Source organism: Streptomyces humicola (assembly GCF_024436035.1).
GTDB lineage: Bacteria > Actinomycetota > Actinomycetes > Streptomycetales > Streptomycetaceae > Streptantibioticus_B > Streptantibioticus_B humicola.
This window is the reverse complement of sequence record NZ_JANFNG010000005.1, coordinates 51,384-77,893: the sequence shown is the minus strand read 5'-3', so window position 1 is coordinate 77,893 and position 26,510 is coordinate 51,384. Positions and strand designations below refer to the sequence as shown.

Sequence of the window (26,510 nt, the reverse complement as noted above, 5' to 3'; positions counted from 1 at the left end):
CATGCCCGCCCACCGCAGCCGCATCCTCAACGCGCAGACGTGGCTGGTCGACCGTCATGTCGACAACGGCCGCGGCGAGCACATCGCCGTGCGCGGCACCAGTGGCACGCTGACCTACCGCGAACTGGCCGAGGTGTCGGCCGACGCCGCGGCGGGCCTGCGTTCCCTGGGGTTGCGCCCCGACGACCGGGTCCTGTTCGTGATGAACGACGACGTGCCCATGCTCGCCGGAATCCTCGGCGCGTTCCGGGCCGGCTTCGTCGCGGTGCCCCTGTCCACCATGCTGAACGGACGTGAACTGGGCGGCCTCGTGGCCGACTCCGGCGCCTCCGTGCTCGTGGCGAGCCAGGAGTATGCCGAGGCCGCGCTCGCCGCGGCCGAGGCGGCACCGCAGCTGCGGTACCTGGTCGTCGACGCCGAGCAGCCGCTCGTGACGCCGGCCGGAATCCAGGCACTGACCTGGGCGGAGCTCATCAAGACCGGGGCTGCGGCCGCTGCGGAGCAGCGTGCCGCGGCCCCCACCACCGAAGACACCTGGGCGCTGTGGCTGTACACCTCGGGGACCACCGGCTTCCCCAAGGCGGCGATCCACCGACACGCCAACATCCGTCACGTGTGCGAGACCTACGGTGCCAGGGTGCTCGGGATCACCCCCGACGACTCGTGCCTGTCGGTCGCCAAGCTCTTCTTCGCCTACGGGCTCGGCAACGCGCTGTTCTTCCCGCTGTCGGTCGGCGCCACCACGGTGCTGGAGTCCAGGCGGCCGACGCCCGAGGTGTTCGGGGAGCGGGTGCGGCAGGAGCGCCCGACGCTGTTCTTCGGCGTCCCGAGCTTCTACGCGGCGCTGCTCGCCTCTGACCTGCCGGACGACACCTTCGCCTCGGTCCGGCTGGCCACGTCGGCGGGCGAGCCGCTGCCGGCCGGTCTCCAGGAGCGGTTCTCCGAGCGCTTCGGGGTGGAGATCATCGACGGTATCGGCTCCACCGAGGCGCTGCACGTCTTCCTGTCCAACCGCCCGGGCGAGGTCCGCCCGGGCACCACCGGCCGTCCCGTGCCGGGGTACGACATCGAGCTGCGCGACGCGGCGGGGATGCCCGTACCCGACCACACGCCTGCGTCGCTGTACGTGCGCGGGCAGTCCATCGCCGAGGGCTACTGGCGCCGGACCGACGCCGGCCGCACCGTCTTCCAGGGCGAGTGGCTCAACACCGGTGATGTCTACGCCCGTTCCGAGGACGGCTACTACACCTGTCTCGGCCGCAGCGACGACATGCTCAAGGCCGGCGGCATATGGATCTCCCCGGCGGAGATCGAAAGCCGCCTGCTGGAACACCCCGCCGTCGACGAGACAGCCGTCGTCGCCCTCACCGACGCCTCCGGCCTGGACAAGCCGGTCGCCTGCGTCGTCACCGGCGCCCCGGTCACCTCCGACGAGTTGATCCAGTGGTGTCGCAACGGTCTGGCGTCCTTCAAGCGCCCCCGAGCGGTGATCTTCATGGAAGAACTGCCGAAGACGTCCACCGGCAAACTCCAGCGGATCAAGATCCGCCAGCTCGTGGCGAACCTCAACGTCCACCTGACAGCCGCCCCTTCCCCCGCTCCCACCTCTGCCTCAGGAGGCCACACATGACTGCCATCCAAGTCGACCTGCTGATCGTCGGTGCGGGACCGGTCGGTTTGTTCGGCGCCTATTACGCCGGAGTTCGCGGGCTGTCGGTGGCCGTGGTCGACTCGCTGAGCCAGGTCGGCGGCCAGGTGAGCGCGATGTACCCGGAGAAGCAGATCTTCGACATCGCCGGCTTCCCCGCGATCTCCGGCCGTCAGCTGATCAGCAATCTGGCCGAGCAGGCCGCGCCGTACGAGCCGGTCTACCTGCTCGGGCAGGAGGCGCGGCAGCTGGAGCGGGTCGCCCGCGACGGGCAGCCCGACCTGCTGGTGGTCAAGACCAGTTCCGGCCAAGAGGTCACGGCCGGCGCAGTCGTGATCACCGGCGGCATCGGCACCTTCACCCCACGCCCGCTGCCGGCCGGCGAGGACTTCCTCGGCAAGGGACTTGAGTACTTCGTGCCCTCGTCGTCGGAGTACACGGGCAAGGACGTGGTCATCGTCGGCGGCGGCGACAGCGCCGTGGACTGGGCGCTGATGCTCCAGCCGATCGCCGCGAGTACCACGCTGATCCACCGCCGCGACGCCTTCCGCGCGCACCACGCGTCGGTCGAGCAGCTCAAGGCCTCACCGGTGAAGATCATCACCAACGCCCAGGTAACGCAGACCACCGGCGACGCGCAGCTCGAAGCGATCGAGATCAAGGTGACCGGCGAGAGCACCAACCAGACACTCAAGTGCCACAAGCTGGTCGCGGCGCTGGGCTTCACCGCCAACCTGGGCCCGCTGCGGGAGTGGGGCGTCGAGCTGCACGACAACCGGCACCTGGTCGTCGACTCGGCGATGCGCACCAACGTCTCGGGCGTCTTCGCGGCCGGCGACATCACCCACTACGACGGGAAGGTCCGGCTCATCGCGGTCGGATTCGGTGAAGTGGCCACCGCGGTCAACAACGCTGCGGTGCACATCAACCCCGACGCGCAGCTCTTCCCCGGGCACTCCACGGACAACCAGGCTCCGCTTCCCCTCTCCGTGTGATCCGCGCTCTCGTAACCATCCGCATCCAGTTGGGAGGCAGGCAGCATGCCGTACGTCATCGCCGCACCGTGCATCGACGTCATGGACAAGTCGTGCATCGAGGAATGTCCAGTCGACTGCATCTACGAGGGAGAACGCAAGCTCTACATCAACCCGAAGGAGTGCATCGACTGCGGTGCCTGCGAACCGGTGTGCCCGGTGGAGGCGATCTCCCAGGACCGCCGCGCCCCGGACCCCGAGTTCGTCGAGGACAACCGTCGTTTCTTCACCGAGCTGCTGCCGGGGCGTGATGCCCCGGTGGGTACACCTGGTGGCTCCAACAAGACCGGCCCCATCGGCGTGGACACCCCGCTGGTGGCCTCGCATTGACCGCCGGCCGGCCCGCCGTCGGGTGGTCCGTAACCGAAGAACGTGCCCTTGAGCGCCCCTGTGGCCGGCCGCGAACGCGCGGTACGGCTTGTCAGGGGCGCTCCGGCATGTCCGGGCGCGCGCCGGCCCGAAGACTCGAACAGCACTCGGACTTCGTGCGCCGTCATACTTCTTCGGCCGATCCCTATAACCTACATAGCTAGACACTGGATATCTCTAAGCGTAGAGTGTTGTTATGAGCGAACAGCCGGTCGAGCACGATTTCGATGGTTACGACATCTTCTCGTCGGACTTCAAAGATGACCCGCACGCCGTCTGGGCGGCCATGCGAGCGGGCGGCTGCCCCATGGCCTACTCGGACAAGTGGGGCACCTCGTGGATGCCGATCTCGTATGACGACATCCGGAACGTCGCGCGCGATGGTGCCCGGTTCACTTCGAAGGCCGTCGAGGTTGCCGGTCCGCTGGAGTCGGCCGGCGGTCTGTACCTGCCTCCGCTGACGTCCGACCCGCCGGAGCACAAGCCGCACCGGGACATCCTGATGCCCTACTTCCTGCCCGCCCGGATCGCGGAGTTCGAGCCGTTCATCCGTGAGAAGGCCAGGACCCTGGCGGAAGAGCTCGCCGCCCGCGGCAGCGGCGACGTGGTGAACGACTTCGCCCAGCACCTGACGATCGCCGTGCTCACCAAGATGCTCGGTGTTCCTCCCGGCGAGCAGTTCACCGACTGGATGATCCGGATGATCCGGCTCGGTCCGAAGGACCAGAAGGTCCGTGCGCAGGTGATCGAGGAGATCCTCAACTACCTCGGCGGCCTGCTGGACGAGCGAGAGGTCGAGCCCCGCGACGACCTCATCAGCTACCTGGCCCAGGCCGAGCTTGACGGCGAGCCGCTGACCCGCAAGCACAAGATCGGTGCCGCCTTCCTGGTGCTGATCGCGGGCGCGGACACCACTTGGAGCGCGATCAGCGCCGCCCTGTGGCACCTGGCCGCCAACGACGAGGACCGCAGGCGTCTGGTCGCTGACCCGAGCCTGCTGGACACCGCCACCGAGGAGTTCCTGCGCGTCTACGCTCCGGTGAGCGTCGCGCGGATCGCCAAGGAGGACATCAAGCTGCACGGCCGCAGCATCGCCGTCGGCGAGCGTGTACTGCTGGCCTTCGGCGCGGCCAACCGCGACCCCGAGGTCTTCGAGGACCCCGACGAGATCAGGATCGACCGGGCACGCAACCGCCACCTCACCTTCGGGTCCGGCGGCCACCGCTGCCTCGGCTCCAACCTCGCCCGGCTGGAGCTGCGCGTCACCCTGGAAGAGTGGCTGCGAGTCATGCCCGACTTCCGCCTCACCGACCCGGCGGGCGTCACCTGGAGCGGCGGCCAGACCCGCGGGCCGGAGCGAGTGGACTTCGAGGTGGCACGGTGAGCGACAGCACGGTGAACGGCACCCCCGCCGGCGGTCAGACCGAGCCGCCCGCCCCGCTGCGCGGGGTCCGCGTGATCGAACTCGCCCACTGGATGGCCGGTCCCGCCGCCGGCGGTGTGCTCGCGGACTGGGGTGCCGACGTCATCAAGGTGGAGCCGCACGGCGGCGAACCCATGCGGCACATCTGGGGCTCGATGGGCGCTAACCCGGACGCGCCGAACGGCGCCTTCACCTCGGCCAACCGCGGCAAGAGGTCCGTCGAACTCGACATCCGCCGACCGGACGGCCGGGAGACGCTGGCCCGCCTGCTGGCCGGCGCGGACGTGCTGGTGACCAATCTGCGCCCGTCCGCCTTGCGGCGGCTGGGCCTGTCGCCCGAGGAAGTGGGCGAGCAGTACCCCCGTCTGGTGTACTGCTCGCTCACCGCCTACGGCTGGACCGGAGACGACGAGGAGCGGGCCGGCTACGACCTCGCGTCGTTCTTCGGCCGTACCGGTATCTCGCACGAACTGACCACCCAAGGGGAGCCTCCCGCGCCCCTGATGCAGGGAATTGGCGACACCTTCACTGCCATGACCGGCGTCGCCGGCATCCTCGCCGCGCTCCACGAGCGCGAGCAGACCGGCCGCGGCCGGATGGTCGGGGTGTCCCTGCTGCGTACCGGCATGTGGGCACTGGCCGGCGAACTCGGCGTGCAGGCCATGGGCGGCAGGCCCAGGCCGCCGTACCCGCGGGACAACTGCCCCACCCCCATGTACAACTCCTACCGCACCGCCGACGACCGGTGGTTCTTCCTGGTCGGGGTCCAGGCGGGACGCCAGCTGCCGAAGGTGCTCGCCGCCATCGGGCGCACCGACCTGCTCCAGGACGAGCGGTTCGCCAAGCCGCGCGATCTCACCAAGAACCGGCGGGAGTTCATCCCCATCCTCGACGAGGCCTTCGGCGGCCACCCGCTGGAGTACTGGGCCGAGGTCTTCGACAAGCACGACGTGTTCTGGGCTCCGGTGCAGACTCCCGAAGAGGTGGTGAGGGACCCGCAGGCCCGTGCCACCGGGGCGTGGGTGGAGATCGCCAACGCCGGGGTGGAGTCGGTCGATTCCCCGATCACCTACGACCAGGTGCAGCGCAGCGTGGTCGCCGGGCCGCCGCGGGCAGGCCAGCACACCAGGGAGGTACTGGCCGAACTCGGGTACACGGAGAAGGAAATCGCGAGTCTGGCGACACCTCCGCCCCCTCGTGAGGCACAGTGAGGACTTCCCCGACGTGCAGTTCCTCTTGGCTCGAACTGCCGAGGCTCGCCACCGAGTGGATCTTCGGCACCGACTGGCCCTGCGCGTCCCGCAATGTGACCGCCCTTCGCGAGCTGGGCCTGCCCGCCGACACCGCACGTGCCGTGCTGTCCGGCAACGCCGCCAAGACCTTCCCCGGACTCGGGGTGTGAGGGACTGATGACGATGACCGCTGTGTACATGGTCGACGCCTGCCGTACTCCTATGGGCAAGGCCAAAGGCCAACTGGCCAGTGTGCGACCGGACGATCTGACCGCGGTGGTAATGCGCGCGCTGCTGGCGCGTACGCCCTCCCTGGACCCGTCGCGGATCGACGACGTCTACTGGGGTGCGGCCAACCAGGCGGGCGAGGACAACCGCAATGTCGCCAGGATGGGCGTGCTGCTGGCCGGCCTGCCGGTCGAGGTGCCCGGCGCGACCGTCAACCGGCTGTGTGCCTCCGGCCTTGAGGCCGTCTCCGGCGCCGCCCGGGCCATCGCGGCCGGCGAGGCGGACCTCTGCCTCGCCGGCGGCACCGAGTCCATGACGCGCGCGCCCTTCGTGCTGCCGCGCCCCGACTCCGGCTACCCGCGCTCGATGGAGCTGGCCGACACCCGGCTCGGCTGGCGGCTGGTCAACCCGCAGATGCAGAAGGACCATCCGCCGATCTCCCTCGGCGAGACCGCCGAGAACGTCGCCGACCGCTACGGCATCGGCCGCGAGCGCCAGGACGCGTTCGCCCTCACCAGCCACCAGCGCGCCACCGCCGCGGCGGCGGCCGGCCGCTTCACCACCGAGGTCGTGCCCGTCGCGATCAAGAACGGCAAGGCCACCGCGGACGAGGGTCCGGACGCGTCGGTCACCCTGGAGGCGCTGGGCACGCGCAAGCCGGCGTTCCGCCGCGAGGGCACCGTTACAGGCGGCAACTCCTCGCCGCTGTCGGACGGCGCGGCCGGCCTGCTGCTGGCCTCCGAGCGGGGCTTGGCGGCCGTCGGCGTCGAGCCGCTGGCGCGTTACGTCGGCACCGCCGCGGCCGGTGTGCACCCCGACTTCATGGGCATCGGGCCGGTGCCCGCCACGCGCAAGCTGATGGCCCGGATCGGCTGGTCGGTGGACGACCTGGACCTGGTGGAGCTGAACGAGGCCTTCGCCGCCCAGTCGCTCGCGGTGGTCGACGAACTCAAGCTCGACCCCGAGCGGGTCAACGTCAACGGGGGCGCCATCGCGCTCGGACATCCGCTGGGATGCTCCGGAGCGCGGCTGGCGGGGACGCTCGCCCACGAGATGCGCCGGAAGGGCGTCAGGCGCGGGCTGGTAAGCCTGTGCGTCGGAGTGGGCCAGGGTCTGTCGATGGCCTTGGAGGCAGCATGAGCAAGCAGATCGGCGTCATCGGCGCCGGAACGATGGGATTGGGCATCGCCTACGTCTTCGCGGTCGCGGGATACGCGACCACACTGGTCGAGCCGCGCGAGGACCAGGCGCGGCTCGCCCTGGAGACCATCAGGAAGCAGGCCGAGAAGGCCGAACAGCGCGGCAAACTGCCCGCCGGGGGCGCCAAGGCCCTGGTGGACAACGTGGTGTACGCGCCCGACGTCGCCCAGCTCGGCGAGGGGCTCGACCTGATCGTGGAGGCCGTGCCGGAGCGCGTCGAGCTCAAACGCGCGGTGCTCGCCTCCGCCGAGGAGACGAACCCGGTGCTGCTGGCGAGCAACACCAGCGGCCTGAGCATCGACACCCTCGCGGCGTCGCTGCGCCGCCCCGAGTGCTTCCTCGGCCTGCACTTCTTCAATCCGGTCTGGTCGATGCCGCTGTTGGAGATCGTCCGCGGCGCGGCGACCAGCGAGGTGGCGCTTGCGCAGGCCCGTACCGCCGCTGAGGAGATCGGCAAGGAGACCATCGTGGTCCGCGACGCCCCGGGTTTCGCCACCAGTCGGCTCGGTGTGGCGATCGGCCTTGAGGCGATGCGGATGCTGGAGGACGGCGTGGCCGCCGCCGAGGACATCGACCGCGCGATGGAGCTGGGCTACCGCCACCCGATGGGTCCGCTACGGCTGACCGACCTGGTCGGTCTCGACGTACGCCTCGACATCGCCCAGCACCTGACGAAGAGCTTCGGCCCGCGCTTCGAACCGCCGCAGATCCTGGTGGACAAGGTCGCCGCGGGTGAACTCGGCCGCAAGAGCGGCAAGGGCTTCTACGACTGGAGCAACGGGTGACCGCCGCGGAGGAGAAGAAGCTGAAGACCCTGCGGATCGAGCGCCGCGACGACCGCACCGTGGTGATGCTGGACCGGCCCGCCGAGCGCAACGCCATCGACGCCACCATGGTCGAAGAACTGCACGGCGTGTGTGCGGAGTTGGAGTGCGAGCCGAGCGTGCTGCTGCTCACCGGCGGCACCGACGGCGTGTTCGCTGGCGGCGCCGACATAGCCCAACTGCGCGAACGGCGGCGCAAGGACGCGCTCGCCGGCATCAACCTGCGGCTGTTCGAGCGCATCCGGGCGCTGCCGATGCCCACGGTGGCGGCGGTGGACGGCCACGCGCTCGGCGGTGGAGCGGAGCTGTCGTACGCCTGCGACATCCGGCTGGCCACGCCCCGGGCCCGATTCGGCCAGCCCGAGCCGCAGTTGGGCATCCTGGCCGGCGCCGGGGCGGCCTACCGCCTGGTGCGCCTGCTGGGGGAGAGCGTCGCCAAGCAAGTGCTGCTGGCCGGCCGGACCCTGGACGCGCAGCGCGCTCTGGACCTGGGCCTGGTCATCGACGTGGTGCCGCCGGACGAACTGCTGGCCGCCGCGCACGCGACCGTGGACCGTATGCTTCGCGGCTCGGCTGTCGCGCTGCGGCTGACCAAGCTGGCCGTGGACGCCCCCGAGGCGGCGCACCCGCAGCTCGATCTGGTCGCGCAGGCGGTGCTCTTCGAGGATGAGGAGAAGTTCGCCCGCATGGACGCTTTCCTCAACCGCGGTTCACGCGGCGGCCGCTGAGTCGGCGCACGGCGGGAGTCGGCGCCTTGGTGACCGGCCCCCACGCGGCCGGCCGACGCGTCGGGTAAGGCTACGGGTACGGGTGCGGAGGTCAGACCGCGCTGTGTTCTTCCATCAGCCGGTCCCACCGCTGCTGCGCGTGCTCGTGCCAGTCGCCGTGCATGCGGTGGAAGAGGTCGGCGGCCTGGACGCCGCTCCAGCGCTCCGGCAGCAGCATGCGCGGCAGTTGGGGGTCGAGGAAGGGGAAGCGGCGCCACTCGTGGACCAGCCGGGTCTGCGCCTGGAAGACTGTGTTCCCCTCGACCGGGTGCGCGCCGGTGAACTCGTCGATGAACGCCTCGTACCGCGCCTCGACGTCGCGCAGGTCCCAGGCGCGGGAGACCATCGTCTCCTCACTGCCCACCGCACCATAGTTGGCGGTGAACGACATGGCGTCCGCGGAGAGTCCGAGCTCCTTGAGCACGGTCAGCGCCTCGGCCTCGTGGCGGGTGTCGGGCGAGATCCACACCCCGGTCTCGGGGGTGCCGAAGCCGGCCCAGGCGAGCTGGGTGCGCAGCCGGTGGCGTAGTTCGCGCTTGGCCTCGGGCACGGAGACGAGTATCACCAGCCAGGTGCCGTCCCACTGCCGCTCGTTGTTGCCGAAGCTGTAGATGCGCTCGGCGCCCTCGGTCAGCAGCCTGCGGCCGGGCGGGGTGAGCGCCCAGCGCACCCGCCGCCCCACCCGCTCGGAGGTCAGCCAGCCCTCAGCGGCGGTGCGGGCAAGCGCCTGACGAGCCGATTTCTCCTCGATCTCGAACATCCCGAGCGCTTCGACCAGCGCCGAGGTCCACACCGGGCGGTCGCGCGGCAGGACGTACTCACCGAGGATGGTCGCCAGCAGCGACCGCGCGCTGGTGTGGCCGACCTCGCGCCGTCTGCTGACCTTCGGCCGGGCCTCGTCCGCCGGGCGTGCGGCCCGCGGCTTGCGTTCGCCCGCGCTCTGTCCCTCCGCATCCAGCACCATCGTCCGTCACATCCTTCACCGTGGATCGCGGGACACCGCAGGTGCCGCGCGGTTTTCAGGCTACTGGCCGCCCCGGCGGGGACGCCCACCCTCATCGTCAATATACTTGTTTTTTGCGTAGCGACTGAATAATGTCAATAATAAGTTGGTCGCCGTCCGAACGAACGGGGAACCCATCGATGCCGATCTACGCACTCGGCCCTGACGAGCCGCAGATCCACCCCAGCTGCTTCGTCCACCCCGACGCCGTCGTGATCGGCCGTGTGTCGATCGGTGAAGAGGCCACCATCTGGCCCGGCGCCGTCCTGCGTGGCGACCACGGCGGGCGCATCGAGGTCGGGGCCCGCACCTCAATCCAGGACGGCACCGTGCTGCACACCACCGAGCAGTGGCCGACCGTGATCGGCCCGGAGTGCGTGGTGGGGCACAACGCCCACCTGGAGGGCTGCACCGTCGAGAGCCGCTGCCTGATCGGCTCCGGTTCCATCACGCTCAACCGGGCCGTGGTCCGCACCGGAGCGGTGGTGGGCGCGGCCGCGCTGGTGCCCGAGGACTTCGAGGTGCCCGCGCGCACGACGGCGGTCGGTGTTCCCGTACACCTGCGCAAGACCGGTCTCGACCCCTCCTGGATGGACTTCGCCGTGCAGAGCTATGTCGACGCCGGCAACCACTACCGGGGCGCGCTGCGCCGGTTCGACCGCTGAACCCCGTGACTCCTGATGGAAGGTGACCCGCTCGTGGCGGCGAAATTGCAAAGCTATGTCAACGGTGACTGGTACACCGGCCCCGACGAGGGCCGGGCGATACTCGACGCGGCGACGGGCGAAGAAGTGGCCCGTATCTCCACGCAGGGCGTCGACGCCGAGTCCGCGCTGCGGTACGCGCGTGAGGTCGGCGGTCCCGCCCTGCGCGCGCTCTCCTTCCACCGGCGGGCCGGGCTGCTCAAGGCCCTCGGCAAGCATCTGACGCGGTATACCGCCGAGTTCAACGAACTGTCGACCCGCACCGGCGCCACCGCCCGCGACTCGGCCTTCGACGTCGACGGCGGCATCGCTGTCCTCTTCGTCTACGGCAGCAAGGGCGCCAAGGAGCTGCCCGACGGATTCGTACTGCCCGACGGCGACTTCGAACCAGTCGGCAAGGCCGGCACCTTCGGCGTGCGGCACGTGCACGTCCCCCGGCACGGCGCCTCCGTCTCGATCAACGCCTTCAACTTCCCCGTGTGGGGCATGCTGGAGAAGCTCGCCCCCGCCGTGCTCGCCGGTGTCCCGTCGGTGATCAAGCCCGCGAGCCAGACCGCGTACCTGGCCGAACTGGTCTTCCGCCGCATCATCGAGTCGGACATCCTGCCGCCCGGCGCAGTCCAGTTGGTCTGCGGCCGGCCCGACGGGCTGCTCGACGCGCTCACCGGCCAGGACTCGCTGAGCATCACCGGCTCAGCGAACACCGCACAGACGCTGCGGTCGCATCCGGTGATCACCGGCCGCGCCGTGCGGTTCAATGCTGAGGCGGACTCGCTGAACTTCTCCGTGCTCGGGCCGGACGCGGTCCCCGGCACCCCCGAGTTCGACCTGTTCACCAAGGCGCTCGTCACCGAGATGACCGTCAAGGCCGGGCAGAAGTGCACCGCGATCCGGCGGGCGTTCGTACCCAGCGCGCTGATCGACGAGGTCGCCGAGGCGGTCTCCGCCCGGCTCGCCGAGGTGAAGGTCGGCAATCCGGCCGACCCCTCGGTCACCATGGGCGCTCTCGCCAGCCTCGGCCAGCGCGCCGAGGTCCTCCAGTCCGTCAAGGCCCTCACCCGGGCCGCCAAGATCGTCCACGGCGACCCCGAACACTTCGAGCTGGTCGACGCCGACCGCGAGCGCGGCGCCTTCCTGCCGCCGCTGCTGCTGCGCTGCGACGAGCCGGGCCGCGCCGAGCCGCACGAGGTGGAGGCGTTCGGCCCGGTCAGCACCCTGCTGCCGTACGACGGGGCCGCCCAGGCCGTCGAGCTGGCCGCCCGCGGCGAGGGCAGCCTGGTCGGCTCGATCGTCACCCACGACCCGGACTTCGCCCGCGACGTCGTCCTCGGCGCGGCCCCCTGGCACGGGCGGCTGCTCGTCCTGGACCGGGAGGACGCCAAGGAGTCCACCGGACACGGGTCGCCCCTGCCGCACACCACGCACGGCGGCCCCGGCCGGGCCGGCGGCGGCGAGGAACTCGGCGGCATCCGCGGCGTCCTGCACCACATGCAGCGCACCGCCGTACAGGGCTCCCCGGCGCTGCTCGTCGGCGCGCTCACCGACGTCCCCGCGGCCCCCGAGGCGCAGTTGTGACCCGGCTCGGCCCCGACCTGGAAGTCCCCCCGATCGGACTGGGCGCGATGGTCCTGTCGGGGGTGTACGGGCGGATCGCCGAGCAGCAGGCCGAGGAAGTGATCCGCGCCGCGCTCGACGGGGGAGCCGGCTTCATCGACACCTCCGACGCCTACGGCCGCCGCCCCGGCGAGAACGAGGAACTGATCGGCCGGACCGTGGCCGGCCGGCGCGACGAGGTCGTCATCGCAACAAAGTTCGGCTACGTCGGCCCCGACCAGGGCCGGCCGGTCGACGCCGGCTACCGCATGCGGCTGTTCGTGGACGGCAGCCCCGCCCACGCGGCCGAGGCCATCAACGCGAGCCTGCGCCGCCTCGGCACCGACCACGTGGACCTGTGGTACCTGCACTTCCCCGACCCCGAGGTGCCGGTCGAGGAGACCGTCGGCGCCATGGCCGAGCAGGTCGCCGCGGGCAAGGTCCGGCACATCGGGCTGTCCAACGTGGACGCGGCGCAGTTGCGCAAGGCCGCGGCCGTCCACCCGGTGGCCGCCGTGCAGTTCGAGTACTCGCTCTTCAGCCGGCAGGCCGAGGCGGCGCTCGTCCCGGCCTGCGACGAGCTGGGCGTCGGCTTCGTCGCCTGGGGGCCGCTGGGCAGCGGCTTCCTCGCCGACCCCCGCTACCTGGACGGCTCCGCGGAGGTGGCCGAGGTGCCGCGCGGCGACCTGCGCTCGCGCTACCCGCGGTTCTCCGCGCAGACCCTGGCGGTGAACCGGGACCGGTTCGCGCCGCTGCGCGACATCGCCCGCGACAAGGGCTGCACCCCCGGTCAGCTCGCGCTGGCCTGGCTGCTGGCCCGGGGCGCGGTGCCGATCCCTGGCACACGCAACCCCGCGCACTTGACGGAGAACCTGGCGGCCGCCGAGGTGCGGCTGTCGGCGGAGGAGACCGCCGAGCTGGACCTGCGTTTCCCGGCGGACACCGCCGCAGGGGCGACCTTCCTGCCCGGCTGACAGCCCGGAACACCTCTGGAACGCTTGCAGCACTGCACGGGGCGGGTCTGCGCGCCGGATCCGTCCCGTCGCGCGTCCGGGGGGCTTCGGAGATAGATGTCGCGCACATCTATAGTTCTGGTTCCGGAAGTTGTAGAGTGTGGGACGGTCTGCGCTACTGCCGCGCTGTACGAGGATTGAGAGAGCCATATGGAGATCGAGTTCGACGATCCGGGCGGCGACTGGACGCGTCCAGGGGTCTTCGAGGTCTCCGCGGGCGTCTACCGCATCCCCTTGCCGCTGCCCTCCGACGGCCTGCGCGCCGTCAACGTGTACGCGCTGCGCACCTGCACCGGCCTCGTCGTCGTCGACTCCGGCTGGGCACTGGCCGAGGCGCGCGAGGCGCTGAAGAAGGCGCTGGGCGCCCTGGACTGCGGCTTCGGCGACGTAGACCGCTATCTGATCACACACGTGCACCGGGACCACTACACGATGGCCGTGCTGCTCCGCCGCGAATTCGGCTCCCGGATCCTGCTGGGCCGCGGCGAGGAAGCGAGCCTGCGGCACGCCCTGGACGCGAATGCCGACCCCTGGGGCGGGCTGCGCCGCCAGTTGCGCCGTGCCGGCGCCGACGACCTCAGCGGTCGCCTGACCGAGGAACTCCCGCCCAGCCACGTGATCACCGACTGGGAGTCGCCGGACGAGTGGCTGGACGCGCCGGTCTCGGTGAAGGTGGGGGACCGGGCGCTCCAGGCGATCGCCACCCCCGGGCACACCCAGGGCCACGTCGTCTTCCTCGACAGCGAGCGCGGCGACCTCTACGCCGGCGACCACGTGCTGCCGCACATCACGCCATCGATCGGCTTCGAGCAGGCCCCCGCGGCCTCCCCGCTGCGCGACTACCTCCGCTCGCTGCGGGCCGTCCGCGTCCTGCCCGACCAGCGGTTCCTGCCCGCGCACGGACCCGTCTCGCCCAGCACCCACCGGCGGATCGACCAGCTCCTGGACCACCACGGCCACCGCTTGGACGAGATCGCCGCCGCGGTGGAGACCGGCTGCGACACCGCCCGGCTGGTCGCTGGACGGCTCGGCTGGACCAAGAGGAACCGCCGGATCGAGGACCTCGACCTGTTCAATCAGTGCCTCGCGGTCACCGAGACCCTCGCCCACCTCGACGTCCTGGTCGAACAGGGCCGGCTGACCCGTACTGCCGACGGCACCGCCGAGGCCAGCCACTACGTGACCGCGTGATCAAAGGCCCGCGGGTCGGCGGCCGCCAAGCTCGCCTGGATCGCCGTTACCGACCGCCGGTTCGCGCCGGTGGTGGAAGTGTGGCAGCGGGAGACGTGCGGCCGACCCCCGAGCGCACCAACGCGTTCGGCCGCGCGATCGCCCTCAGCCACCCGCTGGGCGCCACCGGTGCCCGCCTGATGAGGACCCTGGTCCACCAGCTCCGCCCGACAGGCGGGTGCTACGGGCTGCAGATCTCACGCCGCCGTGGGGTTGAGAGTGTTCACGCCCCGGGAGCATTCTGGGCCGTCGGAGGTAATGTCAGGTGATGCGATTCCCGTGAACGCGATGGGATGAGTGTGCCGAGGGTGATGGGCTCACCGAGGGCCCGGTGAGCGACGACGAGCGCCCGAACACGGCGCCGGATGAAACCGCTGCGGTAGACGCGGGGGTGTCGTTACGGCCTGCAGCATGGAGGCCCGTCGACTTCGGCCGCGAAGACGGTGACATCGTTGGGCGCCCCGCAACCCGGCTGCTGGGGCTGGGGGAGTGGGCGTTCACCACCGAGCTGGCGGTCAGCGAGCTGGTCACCAACGGCATCCGCTACGGCGCCAGCCCCATCCGGCTGCGCCTGATCCGGGATGACGAATGCCTGATCTGCGAGGTCTCCGACGCCAGCAGCACCGCCCCGCACCTGCGCCGGGCCCGCGTCTTCGACGAGGGCGGCCGTGGCCTGCTCCTGGTCGCCCAGCTCACCGACCGCTGGGGCGCCCGTCATACCCCGACGGGAAGATCATTTGGGCGGAACAGTCTCTGACCGCCCTCAGATCATGACGGCTCCTGCCTGCGGCTTCTCGGACGGATCGCGTGGGACAGCGCCGGTCCGCCGGCCCTTCGTGCAGGTAGCGGTCGAGGCCGCTGAGAGTGAGGGTGGTGCCGCGGCAGAACGACAACCGGGCCCGCGCGAAGGCCCGCCGGTCCCATGCCGTCCCGGCGAGCGCGGAGCCGATGCGTCTCTGCTCCGACTGCCTGCGCCGCGAGTACGGCGCGCCGTCCGCTCGCACGCCGGCCAGTCGGCCCCTGGCCCTGCCTATGGAGGTAAGGCAGGCGTCGACCACATACACAGCCGTCATCGGTTCTCTCACACCCCAAGTCCAGGGAAGATCTTGGCGGCGTTGCCGGACAGCACGGCGCGCACGGTGTCGGCGGGCAGGCCCAGTTCGCGAAGGGCGGCCACATTGCGGGAGGCCCCTGGCACTCCGGGCCAGTCGGTCCCGAAGATCCACTTGGTGGCGAGCCTCGGCAGGTCGAACCGGGAGAAGTACTCAGGCAGCTTCCTAGGGGGCAGCCCGGCGAGGTCCAGCCACACGTTCGGCCTCCCCAGGGCCAGGAACGCCGCGCTGTCGTACCACCAGCCCCGCCCACCGTGAGCGAAGACGAACTGCACGTCGGGGAAGTCCTCGATGACGTCCGCCAGGAGCTCGGGGGCGCCGTAGGCGGTCCGCGCTCCCGGGAAGCTGGAGGTGCCGGAGTGCACGATGACAGGGACGCCGCGTTCGGCGCACAGCGCGTATGCCGCGTAGAGCTCTCCGGCGGCCGGTGAGAAGGCGCCGTGCACTGGGTGCAGCTTGAGCGCCACCGCCCCGAGGTCCAGTTGCCGCTCGATCTCGGCGGTGATGGGATAGTGCAGATGCGGGTTGGCGCTCGCCACCGGACGGAACCGCACCGGGTTGTACTCGATGATCGGCAGCAGGTCGTCGAACGACTGAATGCCGGTGGCTCGCGGACTGTACTCGCAGAACAGCAGTGCCCGGTCGACGCCTTCGGCGGCGAGCAGAGCGTCCAGACGCTCGGGTACAGGGTCGCCACTGTCGTCGTAAGCGTCACGCCACGGATGGCGGCCGGAGAACTTGTCGGCCCACTCCAGCCAGGAGCTTTTGAGCGTGGGCAGACGCGGGGCGTGCACGTGAGCGTCGACCACGATCTCGTCATCGATCATCGGACAACCTCCAGAGTCGAATCGGTCACGCCTCTGCGGCCAGCCCCCCCCCCGCGCCTTCGGTGGAGGCAGGCGGTCGTGTGCGGCAGGGCGAACTGGGGCACGGCGCGGGTACAGAGTCCTACGGCTCGTTCGACGAGTCCGGGTCGGCTGTCAGACGCCGGATCTCGGCCTCGTCGTAGCCGAGTTCGGTCAGCACTTCGCCGGTGTGCTCACCCGCCAGCGGCGGCCCGGCGACCAGTCGACGCCGCACCCGGTCGTAGGAGACCGGGGAGTCCACAGACTCGACCCCGGCGTTCTCGATCGTCACCCATGCCCCGGCGGCACGTGCCTGCGGATCGGTGACGACCTCGGCCGGCGTCTGCACCGGTGCCCAGAGCACGTCGTGCTGGTCGAAGGCTTCGGCCCAGTGTTCCAGCGGATGGGCCGCGAAGGCAGCATCCAGGATGGGAATGAACTCCCGGCGGTTCCTGGTGAGGTCTCTCGGCTTCGCGAAGCGCTCATCCTGGAGCAGGTCGGAGCGCCCGATCGCAGCGAGCACCTTCGGCAACTGGCGCTTGGCCTCGGCTCCGACGAGGAAGAACCACCGGTCGTCGGCGGTACGGTAGGAGTTGTACATGGGAGTGGGACAGTTGTCCCTGGGATACGGCGGGCGGGGCCTGCCGCCCATGGCGTGCACCGTCAACTCCCCGGCCAGCGCCCACATTCCGGTACGCAGCAGCGACACTTCTACCGTCCTTCCCTGGCCGGTGCGCTGACGTTCATGGAGCGCAGCCAGGACACCGGCGACCCCCGTCATCGCGGTGAAGGTGTCGCCAAGCCCCTGCATCAGTGCTGCCGGCGGCTCTCCTTGGGGCGTTATCTCGTGCGAGATGCCGGTACGGCCGAAGAACGACGCGAGGTCGTATCCGGCACGTTCCTCGTCAGGCCCCTCCCAGCCGTAGGCGGTGAGCGAACAGAACACCACCCGCGGGTGGTTACGAGCCACCTCTTCGGCAGACAGGCCCAGTCGCCGCAAGGCCGACGGGCGCAGATTGGTGAGCAGTACATCGGCCCGGTCGAGCAGGCGCCCGAGGACCTCTCTCCCGGGGGGTGTGCGTATGTCGAGTTCAATGGAGCGCTTACCGCGGTTGGCGGAGATGAAAGCGCCATTCGGCGCGTCCGGGTTGGCGCCCATCGAGCCCCAGATGTGCCGCATGGGTTCGCCGCCGTGCGGTTCCACCTTGATGACGTCGGCGCCCCAGTCGGCGAGCAGACCACCGGCTGCCGGACCCGCCATCCAGTGGGCGAGTTCGACCACCTGGACACCGCTCACTGGGGCGGGAGAAGGTGCGGCATCGCTCATCGGGCCACCTCGAAGTCCACGCGCCCCGGGCTGCGGGTCTGCCCACCGCTCTACACGACGCCATCGGGATCGACCAGGTGGAAGTCGGGCATCGCCCGAAGCCACTCCTCCAAGGTGACGCGCAGCTCCAAACGCATCGCGCTCGGTCGGTTGTTCGGTCACAAGAAACACACTACGCGATGAGTAACTCAGTGTCGAGGGATGTAGGTATAATGCTCTGTCAAAGTGAGGAGACGCACGCTGGTGTGGTCCCCGGCGGTTGCGGCACGCCTCGACCGCGGCCGGTCGTCGCGCGCCTGGCGCCGGGCACGCAAATCACCCTGAAGGCGAACAGCACGTCGCCGCCGGCTACGGCGTGCTCAGGGCGACTTCATGAGCGCGGGTTCAGCGCGCGGCCGCCATGGGGGTCCCCACCCCCACACGGTCGATCTTGCCGGCGCCGCCGGGCGTCCCCGCCGGCTTGTCACGGCCGGGAAGGAGCTCGGTGAAGAAGCGGCGGTTGTCCTCGACGAAGTCGTGGTACTCCTCGGCCATGCGACGGTCCTGGGTGATCGCTTCGACGGGGCGCGCGCTCACAGGCGCCGCAGTCGAATTAGTTTGGTTCCGCTCATCCGTGGACGCGCCTCTGCCGCCGGTCGCTCGGCGTCACCGCACCACTCGGCCGCTCGCCGATCAGCACGGTAGAATGCGGTGGTCAACGAATTGGGGAGCATCCTATGGGGCAACGGCGTGCGGTGCCGACCAACCCTGAGCGGGGTGGAAACGGTACTGGGCGCCCCTCGACCACGGTCGGGAGCGCGCGGTCGATGCTGCTGACCGTGCTCGGTGAGCTGGTCATGCCGAACGGGGACTCGGTGTGGACGTCGTCGCTGCTCTACGTCCTCACCCGTCTTGGCATCGAGGAGCAGACCGCGCGGCAGGCGATCGCCCGCGGTGCGTCCGCCGGCTGGATCACTGGGCACCGTTCCGGTCGCGAGGTCCAGTGGAAGCTGACCGAGGCGGGTCGGCATCTCATCGAGGCGGGCGCGAAGCGTGTTTACTCGATGAGCGAACCGGCCGGGCGCTGGGATGGAAACTGGTTGATTCTGTTGGTCACGATCCCGCAGAGCCAGCGCTCGGTGCGAAAGAAGCTCTACGGCGCGCTGAGTTGGGAAGGGTTCGGCAACCCCACACCGGGCGTGTGGCTGTCCCCGCATCCCGATCGCCGCGAAAGTGTGCAGCAAGTCATCGACGACTTCGGGCTGCGCGAATCGACGCTGGCCTTCGTGGGCAGCTCGCTGTCGATCGGTCTTACTGAAGACGAGATCGTCCAAAAGGCGTGGGATTTCGACGAAGTGACCGCCAAATACGAGCAATTGCTGATTCGCTTCAGCGGTCTGCAGCCCGAGCCGGGTGACCCTTTGCTCCTCAGCCACCTGCAGCTGGTCAGCGAGTGGCAACGGTTCCCGTTCATGGACCCGCAGCTGCCCGAGGAGCTGTTGCCGAACTGGATCGGCAGGCGGGCCGCGGTGGTCTGCACCCAGCTGCGCAACCGCTGGTACGACGACGCGCAGCGCCGGTGGCGCGAGGTCGTCAAGGAGACCTCGCCCGGCTGAGGACCGTGGCCCGCACCAGCGCGCCACGCGCAGAAGCGGCCCTCAGTGCTGCCGTACGGTCGGCTCCTTCGCTGTCACACCGGCACAGAGAGTGCAGTGCGTGAAGGGATCATCACGTGCTGTGGTGAGCGTCAGCTCCTCGACGTCCTTTCCGTCAAGCGAGGGGCAGGTAGGTGCGTGGAAATGCCTGCGCCCGGCCACCAGGGGGCCGTTTGCCCACGGCTCCGGAAGGCGTTTGCGCAGCTCAGGCGCTATTCGGGGGTTTTGAGGCCGCTCACCTTTGGCACTGAAGTTTCGCCGCTACGCGGCGGTAGCGTCGCTGGTCGGGGCGGTCTCGCCGAATGCGCAGCCCCCGTCTGCGTGCGGTCGCCCGGCTCATGGGGCTGTCCGTTCCCGAGTCGGCTCCAGCCGGACGACGATCGACTTCGAGGTGGGCGTGTTGCTGAAGTCGGCGACGCTGTCCAGCGGGACCAGGACGTTTGTCTCCGGGTAGTACGCGGCGGCGGAGCCGGGCGTGGTGGGGTAGGAGATCACCCGGAATCCGGAGGCGCGGCGTTCCACCCCGTCGAGCCAGACGCTGACCAGGTCTACTTCACTGCGGTCGGCAAGTCCCAGCTCCTCCAGGTCGGCGGGATTCACGAGCACGACGCGGCGGGCGTTGCGGATGCCGCGGTAGCGGTCGTTCATGGCGTACGGGACGGTGTTCCACTGGTCGTGCGAGCGCAGAGTCTGCAGGATCAAATGCCCCTTTGGTGCCTGCAGCATCTGGAAGGCGTTGCAGGTGAAGACGGCCTTGCCGCTGGGGGTGGGGAATACGCCCCGGTTCACCGGGTTCGGCAGCCTGAAGCCGCCGGGGCGCTTGACGCGGGCGGTGAAGTCCTCGAAGCCAGGAACGACACGGGCGATCCGGTCCCGGATGGTGTTGTAGTCCGCCTCGAACTCCTCCCAGGGGATGGCCAGCTGCTCGCCCAGGGTCAAGCGAGCCAGACGGCTGATGATGGCCACCTCGCTGAGCAGCTTGTCGGAGGCAGGCGCGAGTCGACCGCGGGAGGCGTGCACCTCGCTCATCGAATCCTCGACCGTGACGAACTGCTCGCCGCTTGCTTGGACGTCACGGTCGCTGCGGCCCAGGGTCGGAAGGATCAGTGCGGTCCGGCCGCAGACGGTGTGGGAGCGGTTGAGCTTGGTCGAGATGTGCGCGGTCAGGCGGCAGCGCCGCATGGCCTTCTCGGTGGCATCGCTGTCAGGTGTGGCCCGTACGAAGTTGCCGGCGACGCCGAGGAAGACCTTGGCGCGGCCCTTCAGCATCGCCCGGATGGAGTCCACCGAGTCCAGCCCGTGCTCGGTGGGCGGGGTGAAGCCGAACTCGCGCTCCAGCGAGTCCAGGAACGGCTTGGGCATCCGCTCCCAGATGCCCATGGTCCGGTCGCCTTGCACGTTGCTGTGGCCGCGCACTGGGCAGACGCCGGCGCCGGGCTTGCCGATGTTGCCGCGCAGCATCAGGAAGTTGACGATCTCGCGGATGGTGGGGACACCGTGCTTGTGCTGCGTCAGTCCCATCGCCCAGCACACGATGATCTTGTCGCTGTGCATGACCCGGGCGTGGACGCGTTCGATCTCCCCGCGCGTCAACCCTGTGGACGCGAGAATGTCCGGCCAGGAGATCTTGCGGGCGTGCTCGGCGAAGTCGGCGAAGCCGGTGGTGCGGGTGTCGATGAACGAGCGGTCGAGCACGGTTCCCGGCCGCTCGTCCTCGGCCTGGAGCAGCAGCAGGTTCAGCGCCTGGAAGAGGGCGAGGTCGCCGCCGGGGCGGATCTGCAGGAACTGGTCGGCGATGGCCGTGCCGCGGCCGATCACCCCGCGGGGCTTCTGGGGGTGTTTGAACCGCATCAGTCCGGCTTCGGGCAGCGGGTTCACCGCGATGATTTGTCCGCCGTTGCGCTTGGTCTCCTCGAGGGCGGAGAGCATCCGCGGGTGGTTGGTCCCCGGGTTCTGTCCGACGACGAAGATCAGGTCGGCGTCGTGGACGTCCTGCAGACTTACGCTGCCCTTGCCGATGCCCAGGGTCTCGTTGAGTGCAAAGCCGCTGGACTCGTGGCACATGTTGGAACAGTCCGGCAGGTTATTGGTGCCAAAAGCGCGGGCGAAGAGCTGCAGGAGGAAGGCGGCCTCGTTGCCCAGCCTGCCCGAAGTGTAGAAGAGGGCCTCGTTGGGGGTGTCGAGGCCGCGCAATTCGTCGGCGAGCAGACCGAGCGCCTCGTCCCAGCCAATGGACTCGTAGTGGTCCGAGCCGGAGTGCTTGATCATTGGCTCGGTGAGCCGGCCCTGCTGGTTGAGCCAGTAGTCGGACTTCTTGCCCAGCTCCGAGATCGAGTGCTGCCGGAAGAAGTCGGCGGTCACCCGGCGAGAGGTCGCCTCGTCGCTGATGTGTTTGGCACCGTTCTCGCAGTACTCGTTCTTGTGGCGTTGCCCCGGGGCGGGCTCGGGCCATGCACAGCCCGGGCAGTCGAAGCCCTTGGTCTGATTGATGTTCAGCAGCGTTAGTGCAGTCCGCCGGACCGACGTCTGGCCGAACGAGTACTGCAGGGCGTGGGTGACCGCCGGCAGTCCCGTCGCCCAGGTCTTGGGCGGGGTGACGGACAGGCGCTCGTCGCCCGGATCCTCGATAGTGCTCATCGTTCACTCTGCCTCTCGCGATTGCTTTCCCGACCGCGCCGATACCTGGCCTGCTGATACGGAGGGCCGGGCGTCCGTATCGCGAGGCGTGCCCTTGAGCAGAGCACTCCCTCTGCCTGAGAACTCTCTTGCGCCCGTCGTGGGAGCAGCCCTTGGCCACCGTCCAGGTGGAGGTGGATCTCCGTGCCTGCATGTGTTCGGTGTCCCGGCTGGGATGCAGGCAGTTCCGCTGGTGAACCCGGTGCACGCGGAGCCGATGGCGCTGCTGGTTCCCAGGCTGGAGCCGGGATAGGTCATGGCGCGGGCACTGGTGGAGGTCGCAGACCGCGCCGACGTGGCCGCCACGTTGGACCAATTTCCGGCAGAGTGACGTCGACTCGCCGGGCCCGCGGTTGTGGCCGTCGAGTCCGGGCTTGGCGATCACCACGCGGGCGCTGGGCGCCGGCGTGGCGTGAGGCTGACCGCCCGCCACACGGTGGGCGACAGTATGTCGGTCAGCACGGCCGTGAGCGCGTCCCCGGATGGGAAGGGCCCGGCCATGGGCGCCGGAGAACGGGGAATCCGGGTGGCCGGCTGGCAAACCGGGGCTATCAGCCCGGCGCCAGGTGGCACCGTGACGTCGTTGCGTCTCAGGGTCCTCGGAAGGAACGAATGGGCCGGCAGCGGGGGCCGCCGTGGCAGGTCGCAGGCAACGGCCATGGAAGGCACCTCCACAGTCGATGGGTAACGGCTCCCAGAGCGGAGGCCGATCTCATGAGTCAGAACGTGTCGTGCGGGACGTACGCGCCCCACACGTCGCGCAGGGCGTGGGAGACCTCGCCGACGGTGGCGCGCAGCCGCAGGGCCTCCCGCATCGGGAGGAGGACGTTGTTGGCGCCCTGCCCGGCGGCGCGCACCGCACCGAGAGCGCGCTGCACGGCGTCGTTGTCGCGTTCCTTGCGCAGGATTGCGAGGCGTTCGCACTGGTCGATCTCGATCTGGGGGTCGACGCGCAGTGGCTCGTAGGGCTCTTCCTCGTCGAGGACGAACTTGTTGACCCCGACCACGGTCCGTTCGTGGTGGTCGATCTCCTGCGCGATCCGGTAGGCGGAGCGCTCGATCTCGGACTTCTGGAAGCCCTGCTCGATCGCTGCCACGGCGCCGCCGCGGTCCTCGACGGCCTGGATCAGCTCCAGGGCTGCCGCCTCGAGGTCGTCAGTCATGGACTCCATGACGTAGGAGCCGGCGAAGGGGTCGACGGTCTTGGTCACGTCGGTCTCGTAGGCGATGACCTGCTGGGTGCGCAGTGCGAGCCGGGCCGCCTTCTGGGTGGGCAGGGCGATGGCCTCGTCGTAGGAGTTGGTGTGCAGGGACTGCGTCCCGCCGAGGACCGCGCCCAGGCCCTGCAAGGCGACCCGGACGAGGTTGACCTCGGGTTGCTGTGCCGTTAGCTGCACGCCGGCGGTCTGGGTGTGGAAGCGCAGCATCTGCGACTTGGGGCTGCGGGCCTTGAACTCGTCGCGCATGATCCGGGCCCAGATGCGGCGGGTGGCACGGAACTTCGCGATCTCCTCGAGCAGCGTGGTTCGGGCGACGAAGAAGAAGGACAGGCGCGGTGCGAAGTCGTCGACGTCCAGGCCCGCGGCGATCGCGGTGCGCACATATTCCTTGGCGTTGGTGAGGGCGAACGCGATCTCCTGCATAGGGCTCGCCCCAGCTTCGGCCATGTGGTACCCGGAGATGGAGATCGTGTTCCAGCGCGGGATCTCCTGGCGGCAGTAGGCGAAGATGTCACTGATCAGCCGCAGCGACTGCTGTGGCGGGTAGATGTAGGTGCCGCGGGCGATGTACTCCTTGAGCACGTCGTTCTGGATCGTGCCGGTCAGTTGGTTGCCCGCGATGCCCTGCTCGGCGGCGACCAGCTGATACAGCAGGAGCAGCGTCGACGCGGGGGCGTTGATCGTCATCGACGTGGACACCTTGTCCAGCGGCAGGCCCTTAAGCAGCGTCCGCATGTCCTCGATCGAATCGATCGCCACACCGACTTTGCCTACCTCGCCCTGGGCGACCGGCTCGTCGGAGTCGTAGCCCATCTGCGTCGGCAGGTCGAAGGCCACGCTCAGGCCGCCGGTGCCTGCGCTGACCAGCTCGTGGTAGCGCTCGTTAGACTCCTTGGCCGTGCCGAACCCGGCGTACTGCCGCATCGTCCACGACCGGCCGGTGTACATCGACGGATACACACCGCGGGTGAACGGGAACTGCCCCGGGGCACCCAGCTTGGCGTCCGCGTCGAAATCCTCCAGCGCGGAGCCGTCGTAGAGCGGCTGGATCAGCAGGCCGGACTCGCTGTGTGCATCGGAACCCATGCCGCATCTCCTCTCCGGCATCCTAGAATGGTATTCAATCTCGTAATGACGGTACTCAGTACCAACGGTGGGAGGCAAGTGGCAGCCGGAAGCTGAGACGGGAAGGATGGGCGGCCATGAGCAAGCCAGCCGCGCGGGACCGACTCGCAGACGCCGCATTTGCCCTCTTCGACGAGCGCGGATACGAGCAGACCACCATCGACGACATCGCCGAACGGGCCGGGGTGGGGCGCACCACCTTCTTCCGCCACTACCGGTCCAAAGAAGAGGTGATCTTCCCGAACCACGACCGGCTGCTCGAGCTGATCAGGCACCGGCTGGCCACCTCCAGCCACGGCACCGCCCTGGTCGCCGTCTCCGACGCGGTCCGCCTGGTGCTGCTCCACTACATCGATGAAGGCGACCTCGCACGGCGGCGGTACGCGCTCACGAGCAAGGTGGCCGCCCTCCGTGACCGTGAGATCGCCAGCGTGGCGCGCTACCAGCGGCTGTTTCGCGAGTTCATCTCGGATTGGATGGGAGATCCCACCACGGAGTCGGCCTCGCTCCGGGCTGAGCTCATGGCGGCGGCCGTGGTCGCGGCCCACAACCACGTGCTGCGCCGATGGCTCCGGGGGGAGTCCGCCGACCCGGTCGCAGAGGTGGATGAGGCTATGCGCGAGGTGCTCGACCTCTTTCCGGGACCTCGGTCCCGCCCGGGAACCGGTGACGGCGGCAGCACCGTCGTCGCGTTCCGAACCCGACAGGACCTCGACGCCTTGCTCCCCTCGCTACGACGCCTCATCGAGGAGGGGCCCGAGTAGTGACAGCTGTAGTGAGCCAGAGCCAGTAGGACTCGGCCACCCCGTGAACCGGGGCCCAGCCCCACGAAGCGCCTGGTGTCCACGTTGGTTGACGGCCCCGTCGATGAGGTGACCCACACTCACGGCAAGGGCACTTGCGGGGTTGCCGTCAGTTTCCAGCCCGCTGAGCGGAGCGCACCGTGCGAACCACCGCCACCGCAGGTTCGATCCGTGCCTCGGTGACGTCGCTGTGGGCGGTGAGCCGCAGCCGGAGATTTCTCGGATGCGGCCCGGAGTCGATCCCGTGCCGGTGGAGGTATACCGGCAGACGGGCCGACCGTTGTCCTACGGCTCCTGACGAACCGGTGGTGATGCGTTGATCTACGACCCGCTGTTTGCCAGTGCCGAGGAACTGGGCCAGCTCGTTGACATGGATGCCTACGGGCCCAGCCGCTCACCGCGCAACGAGATCCCCCTGCACCACCGCTTGCCTCTGCGCCCGATCCCCCAGCAGCCCCCGCTACTACCTGGTTCCTCCGGCCCCAGCCTCGAGGCTCAACTAGCCACCGAGGCCATCTGTCGGCGGCGGCTGAAGTCTGACCCACTTTGGGCGGTTGAATCGTGACCCAGGTGGTGTCTGCTGCGGTTGTTCAGTCGTTGTCGGTGGTGTCGTGAGGGATGCGTCCGAGTTCGCGTCCCTTCATGCGATACGAGTCGCCCTTGAAAGAGTGGACCTCAGCGTGATGGACGAGGCGGTCGATCATCGCGGCCGCGACGGTCTCGTCACCGAAGACGTCTCCCCAGCGCCCGAAGGGCTTGTTGCTGGTCACGATCACCGAGGCGCGTTCGTATCTGTTCGAGATCAGCTGGAAGAACAGGTTCGCCGCCTCGGCTTCGAAGGAGATGTAGCCCACTTCATCGATCACGATCAGCGGGTAGCGTCCAAGCACTGGCTTTGCCACTCGGGGTTCACGAAGACGAAGGCGAGCCCCGACAGGTTGGGCGTCGGAGACTGGTGGGAGCTGACGTCTATCCCTTGGAGCACATACCTCCGGCGCTGCTCACTGGTGGTCTTGGGGCGGCTCGAAGCCGCAGCGCCCGCAGTGCGCGGGCAGTGACTCGACGTGCGGGCTGGTGCAGTTGCCGTAGCCCGAGGACGGACCCTCGTGCGGTTCGGGGCAGCGGCTCATGCAGGCGCACCAGGGGTGGCCGACGATGCGGCACCACAGCCGCAGCAGGCGGATCACGGCGCCCCCCATTTCGACAAAAGACCGGCCCGAGTGCGGAGAATAGGGGCACACTCGGCTGATGGGGATTGGTAACCGTCGCTGCCGCATCTGCGGCGAGGCGGTGCTCAGCGTAGAGAAGCGGGGGAAGCCCAAGAAGGGCCGACCGTGCCACGCCGCGTGTCTGGAGATCGCGCGACTGCGCTCATCGGAGCCGAAGTCGCCGCCGACATCCTGGACGCACGGACAAGGCGGCACCATCGTTGCGGAGTAGCTGGCGGACGACGGCTCCCCGAGGCCGCGGTCCGACTCCTGGAAGCTCGGCCGCTCCCCG

General features: G+C 69.4%; 24 protein-coding genes and 1 pseudogene. 17 read left to right on the top strand and 8 right to left on the bottom strand.

The window, feature by feature from the left end:
- Window position 1 precedes the first annotated feature (1 nt).
- From NGB36_RS09425 to NGB36_RS09385, 9 genes are all read left to right on the top strand, one after another.
- Window positions 2–1,630, top strand: a complete 1,629-nt coding sequence (locus tag NGB36_RS09425; RefSeq protein ID WP_255919715.1) for a benzoate-CoA ligase family protein — start codon at window positions 2–4, stop codon at window positions 1,628–1,630.
- Window positions 1,627–2,643 (top strand): NAD(P)/FAD-dependent oxidoreductase, encoded by a 1,017-nt coding sequence (locus NGB36_RS09420; protein WP_255919714.1) that lies wholly within the window; start codon window positions 1,627–1,629, stop codon window positions 2,641–2,643. Before NGB36_RS09425 ends, NGB36_RS09420 begins: the two co-directional genes overlap by 4 nt.
- A gap of 45 nt (window positions 2,644–2,688) precedes the next feature.
- Complete coding sequence (fdxA, locus tag NGB36_RS09415; protein WP_255919713.1) at window positions 2,689–3,012, top strand: ferredoxin; 324 nt, start codon at window positions 2,689–2,691, stop codon at window positions 3,010–3,012.
- 235 nt (window positions 3,013–3,247) lie between these two features.
- On the top strand, window positions 3,248–4,435 hold the full coding sequence (locus NGB36_RS09410) for a cytochrome P450 (RefSeq protein WP_255919712.1): 1,188 nt from the start codon (window positions 3,248–3,250) through the stop codon (window positions 4,433–4,435).
- Entirely contained in the window at window positions 4,432–5,685 is a 1,254-nt protein-coding gene (locus NGB36_RS09405; protein ID WP_255919711.1) for a CaiB/BaiF CoA transferase family protein, read from the top strand. The genes NGB36_RS09410 and NGB36_RS09405 overlap by 4 nt, the downstream gene beginning before the upstream one ends.
- Complete coding sequence (locus NGB36_RS09400; RefSeq protein ID WP_255919710.1) at window positions 5,682–5,876, top strand: hypothetical protein; 195 nt, start codon at window positions 5,682–5,684, stop codon at window positions 5,874–5,876. Before NGB36_RS09405 ends, NGB36_RS09400 begins: the two co-directional genes overlap by 4 nt.
- A gap of 13 nt (window positions 5,877–5,889) precedes the next feature.
- Complete coding sequence (locus NGB36_RS09395; protein WP_255919709.1) at window positions 5,890–7,074, top strand: thiolase family protein; 1,185 nt, start codon at window positions 5,890–5,892, stop codon at window positions 7,072–7,074.
- Window positions 7,071–7,919, top strand: coding sequence for a 3-hydroxyacyl-CoA dehydrogenase family protein (locus tag NGB36_RS09390; protein ID WP_255919708.1), 849 nt, complete (start codon window positions 7,071–7,073; stop codon window positions 7,917–7,919). Before NGB36_RS09395 ends, NGB36_RS09390 begins: the two co-directional genes overlap by 4 nt.
- Before the next feature lie 65 nt (window positions 7,920–7,984).
- Entirely contained in the window at window positions 7,985–8,686 is a 702-nt protein-coding gene (locus tag NGB36_RS09385) for an enoyl-CoA hydratase/isomerase family protein (protein WP_255919866.1), read from the top strand.
- A gap of 91 nt (window positions 8,687–8,777) precedes the next feature.
- Here NGB36_RS09385 and NGB36_RS09380 read toward each other — a convergent pair whose 3' ends face one another.
- The gene (locus tag NGB36_RS09380) at window positions 8,778–9,689 is read right to left on the bottom strand and encodes a PaaX family transcriptional regulator (protein ID WP_255919707.1); all 912 of its coding nucleotides are present in this window, start codon (window positions 9,687–9,689) and stop codon (window positions 8,778–8,780) included.
- Window positions 9,690–9,868: 179 nt separating this feature from the next.
- Here NGB36_RS09380 and NGB36_RS09375 point away from each other — a divergent pair, with 179 nt between their 5' ends.
- The 6 genes and pseudogenes from NGB36_RS09375 to NGB36_RS09350 form a co-directional block, all read left to right on the top strand.
- Window positions 9,869–10,393: a gamma carbonic anhydrase family protein gene (locus NGB36_RS09375; RefSeq protein WP_255919706.1), complete on the top strand. Its 525-nt coding sequence runs from the start codon at window positions 9,869–9,871 to the stop codon at window positions 10,391–10,393.
- 33 nt (window positions 10,394–10,426) lie between these two features.
- Window positions 10,427–12,007 (top strand): phenylacetic acid degradation bifunctional protein PaaZ, encoded by a 1,581-nt coding sequence (gene paaZ / locus NGB36_RS09370; protein WP_255919705.1) that lies wholly within the window; start codon window positions 10,427–10,429, stop codon window positions 12,005–12,007.
- Window positions 12,004–12,999 (top strand): aldo/keto reductase, encoded by a 996-nt coding sequence (locus tag NGB36_RS09365; RefSeq protein WP_255919704.1) that lies wholly within the window; start codon window positions 12,004–12,006, stop codon window positions 12,997–12,999. The genes paaZ and NGB36_RS09365 overlap by 4 nt, the downstream gene beginning before the upstream one ends.
- Window positions 13,000–13,188: 189 nt before the next feature.
- A complete protein-coding gene (locus NGB36_RS09360) occupies window positions 13,189–14,229 on the top strand; it encodes an MBL fold metallo-hydrolase (protein ID WP_255919703.1) in 1,041 nt (346 codons plus the stop codon).
- Window positions 14,118–14,537, top strand: coding sequence for a hypothetical protein (locus NGB36_RS09355; RefSeq protein WP_308288823.1), 420 nt, complete (start codon window positions 14,118–14,120; stop codon window positions 14,535–14,537). The genes NGB36_RS09360 and NGB36_RS09355 overlap by 112 nt, the downstream gene beginning before the upstream one ends.
- A 209-nt stretch (window positions 14,538–14,746) precedes the next feature.
- Window positions 14,747–15,042: pseudogene (locus tag NGB36_RS09350) on the top strand (ATP-binding protein); the annotation flags it as partial.
- A gap of 307 nt (window positions 15,043–15,349) precedes the next feature.
- Here the strand turns inward: NGB36_RS09350 and NGB36_RS09345 are convergent.
- The 3 genes from NGB36_RS09345 to NGB36_RS09335 all read right to left on the bottom strand — a co-directional run bounded on the left by NGB36_RS09345 (window position 15,350) and on the right by NGB36_RS09335 (window position 18,128).
- Window positions 15,350–16,207: an amidohydrolase family protein gene (locus tag NGB36_RS09345; protein WP_255919702.1), complete on the bottom strand. Its 858-nt coding sequence runs from the start codon at window positions 16,205–16,207 to the stop codon at window positions 15,350–15,352.
- A 121-nt stretch (window positions 16,208–16,328) separates the two neighbouring features.
- Complete coding sequence (locus tag NGB36_RS09340; protein ID WP_255919701.1) at window positions 16,329–17,552, bottom strand: CaiB/BaiF CoA transferase family protein; 1,224 nt, start codon at window positions 17,550–17,552, stop codon at window positions 16,329–16,331.
- A gap of 384 nt (window positions 17,553–17,936) precedes the next feature.
- Window positions 17,937–18,128 (bottom strand): hypothetical protein, encoded by a 192-nt coding sequence (locus NGB36_RS09335; protein ID WP_255919700.1) that lies wholly within the window; start codon window positions 18,126–18,128, stop codon window positions 17,937–17,939.
- 230 nt (window positions 18,129–18,358) lie between these two features.
- On the opposite strand from NGB36_RS09335, the gene NGB36_RS09330 reads away from it, so the two are divergent.
- Window positions 18,359–19,147 carry a PaaX family transcriptional regulator gene (locus NGB36_RS09330; RefSeq protein WP_255919699.1) on the top strand — a complete coding sequence of 263 codons (789 nt, stop codon included), beginning with the start codon at window positions 18,359–18,361 and terminating at the stop codon, window positions 19,145–19,147.
- A 375-nt stretch (window positions 19,148–19,522) separates the two neighbouring features.
- Here the strand turns inward: NGB36_RS09330 and NGB36_RS09325 are convergent, their stop codons facing one another.
- Complete coding sequence (locus NGB36_RS09325) at window positions 19,523–21,823, bottom strand: FdhF/YdeP family oxidoreductase (RefSeq protein WP_255919698.1); 2,301 nt, start codon at window positions 21,821–21,823, stop codon at window positions 19,523–19,525.
- 758 nt (window positions 21,824–22,581) lie between these two features.
- The gene (locus NGB36_RS09320) at window positions 22,582–24,168 is read right to left on the bottom strand and encodes an acyl-CoA mutase large subunit family protein (protein WP_255919697.1); all 1,587 of its coding nucleotides are present in this window, start codon (window positions 24,166–24,168) and stop codon (window positions 22,582–22,584) included.
- A gap of 116 nt (window positions 24,169–24,284) precedes the next feature.
- Here NGB36_RS09320 and NGB36_RS09315 point away from each other — a divergent pair, with 116 nt between their 5' ends.
- Window positions 24,285–24,971: a TetR/AcrR family transcriptional regulator gene (locus tag NGB36_RS09315; protein ID WP_255919696.1), complete on the top strand. Its 687-nt coding sequence runs from the start codon at window positions 24,285–24,287 to the stop codon at window positions 24,969–24,971.
- A gap of 629 nt (window positions 24,972–25,600) precedes the next feature.
- Here NGB36_RS09315 and NGB36_RS09310 read toward each other — a convergent pair.
- Window positions 25,601–25,900 carry an ATP-binding protein gene (locus tag NGB36_RS09310; protein WP_308288827.1) on the bottom strand — a complete coding sequence of 100 codons (300 nt, stop codon included), beginning with the start codon at window positions 25,898–25,900 and terminating at the stop codon, window positions 25,601–25,603.
- A gap of 111 nt (window positions 25,901–26,011) precedes the next feature.
- The gene (locus NGB36_RS09305; protein ID WP_255919695.1) at window positions 26,012–26,209 is read right to left on the bottom strand and encodes a hypothetical protein; all 198 of its coding nucleotides are present in this window, start codon (window positions 26,207–26,209) and stop codon (window positions 26,012–26,014) included.
- Between the last annotated feature and the right edge of the window lie 301 nt (window positions 26,210–26,510).

Coding starts and splice junctions, on each gene's coding strand:
- NGB36_RS09420 (WP_255919714.1), top strand. CDS start 1,627: ATGACTGCCATCCAAGTCGACCTGCTGATCGTCGGTGCGGGACCGGTC.
- NGB36_RS09345 (WP_255919702.1), bottom strand. CDS start 16,207: ATGATCGATGACGAGATCGTGGTCGACGCTCACGTGCACGCCCCGCGT.
- NGB36_RS09380 (WP_255919707.1), bottom strand. CDS start 9,689: ATGGTGCTGGATGCGGAGGGACAGAGCGCGGGCGAACGCAAGCCGCGG.
- NGB36_RS09325 (WP_255919698.1), bottom strand. CDS start 21,823: ATGAGCACTATCGAGGATCCGGGCGACGAGCGCCTGTCCGTCACCCCG.
- fdxA (WP_255919713.1), top strand. CDS start 2,689: ATGCCGTACGTCATCGCCGCACCGTGCATCGACGTCATGGACAAGTCG.
- NGB36_RS09385 (WP_255919866.1), top strand. CDS start 7,985: ATGCTGGACCGGCCCGCCGAGCGCAACGCCATCGACGCCACCATGGTC.
- NGB36_RS09320 (WP_255919697.1), bottom strand. CDS start 24,168: ATGGGTTCCGATGCACACAGCGAGTCCGGCCTGCTGATCCAGCCGCTC.
- NGB36_RS09330 (WP_255919699.1), top strand. CDS start 18,359: ATGCTGCTGACCGTGCTCGGTGAGCTGGTCATGCCGAACGGGGACTCG.
- NGB36_RS09315 (WP_255919696.1), top strand. CDS start 24,285: ATGAGCAAGCCAGCCGCGCGGGACCGACTCGCAGACGCCGCATTTGCC.
- NGB36_RS09425 (WP_255919715.1), top strand. CDS start 2: ATGCCCGCCCACCGCAGCCGCATCCTCAACGCGCAGACGTGGCTGGTC.
- NGB36_RS09390 (WP_255919708.1), top strand. CDS start 7,071: ATGAGCAAGCAGATCGGCGTCATCGGCGCCGGAACGATGGGATTGGGC.
- NGB36_RS09305 (WP_255919695.1), bottom strand. CDS start 26,209: ATGGGGGGCGCCGTGATCCGCCTGCTGCGGCTGTGGTGCCGCATCGTC.
- NGB36_RS09340 (WP_255919701.1), bottom strand. CDS start 17,552: ATGAGCGATGCCGCACCTTCTCCCGCCCCAGTGAGCGGTGTCCAGGTG.
- NGB36_RS09360 (WP_255919703.1), top strand. CDS start 13,189: ATGGAGATCGAGTTCGACGATCCGGGCGGCGACTGGACGCGTCCAGGG.
- NGB36_RS09410 (WP_255919712.1), top strand. CDS start 3,248: ATGAGCGAACAGCCGGTCGAGCACGATTTCGATGGTTACGACATCTTC.
- NGB36_RS09395 (WP_255919709.1), top strand. CDS start 5,890: ATGACCGCTGTGTACATGGTCGACGCCTGCCGTACTCCTATGGGCAAG.
- NGB36_RS09375 (WP_255919706.1), top strand. CDS start 9,869: ATGCCGATCTACGCACTCGGCCCTGACGAGCCGCAGATCCACCCCAGC.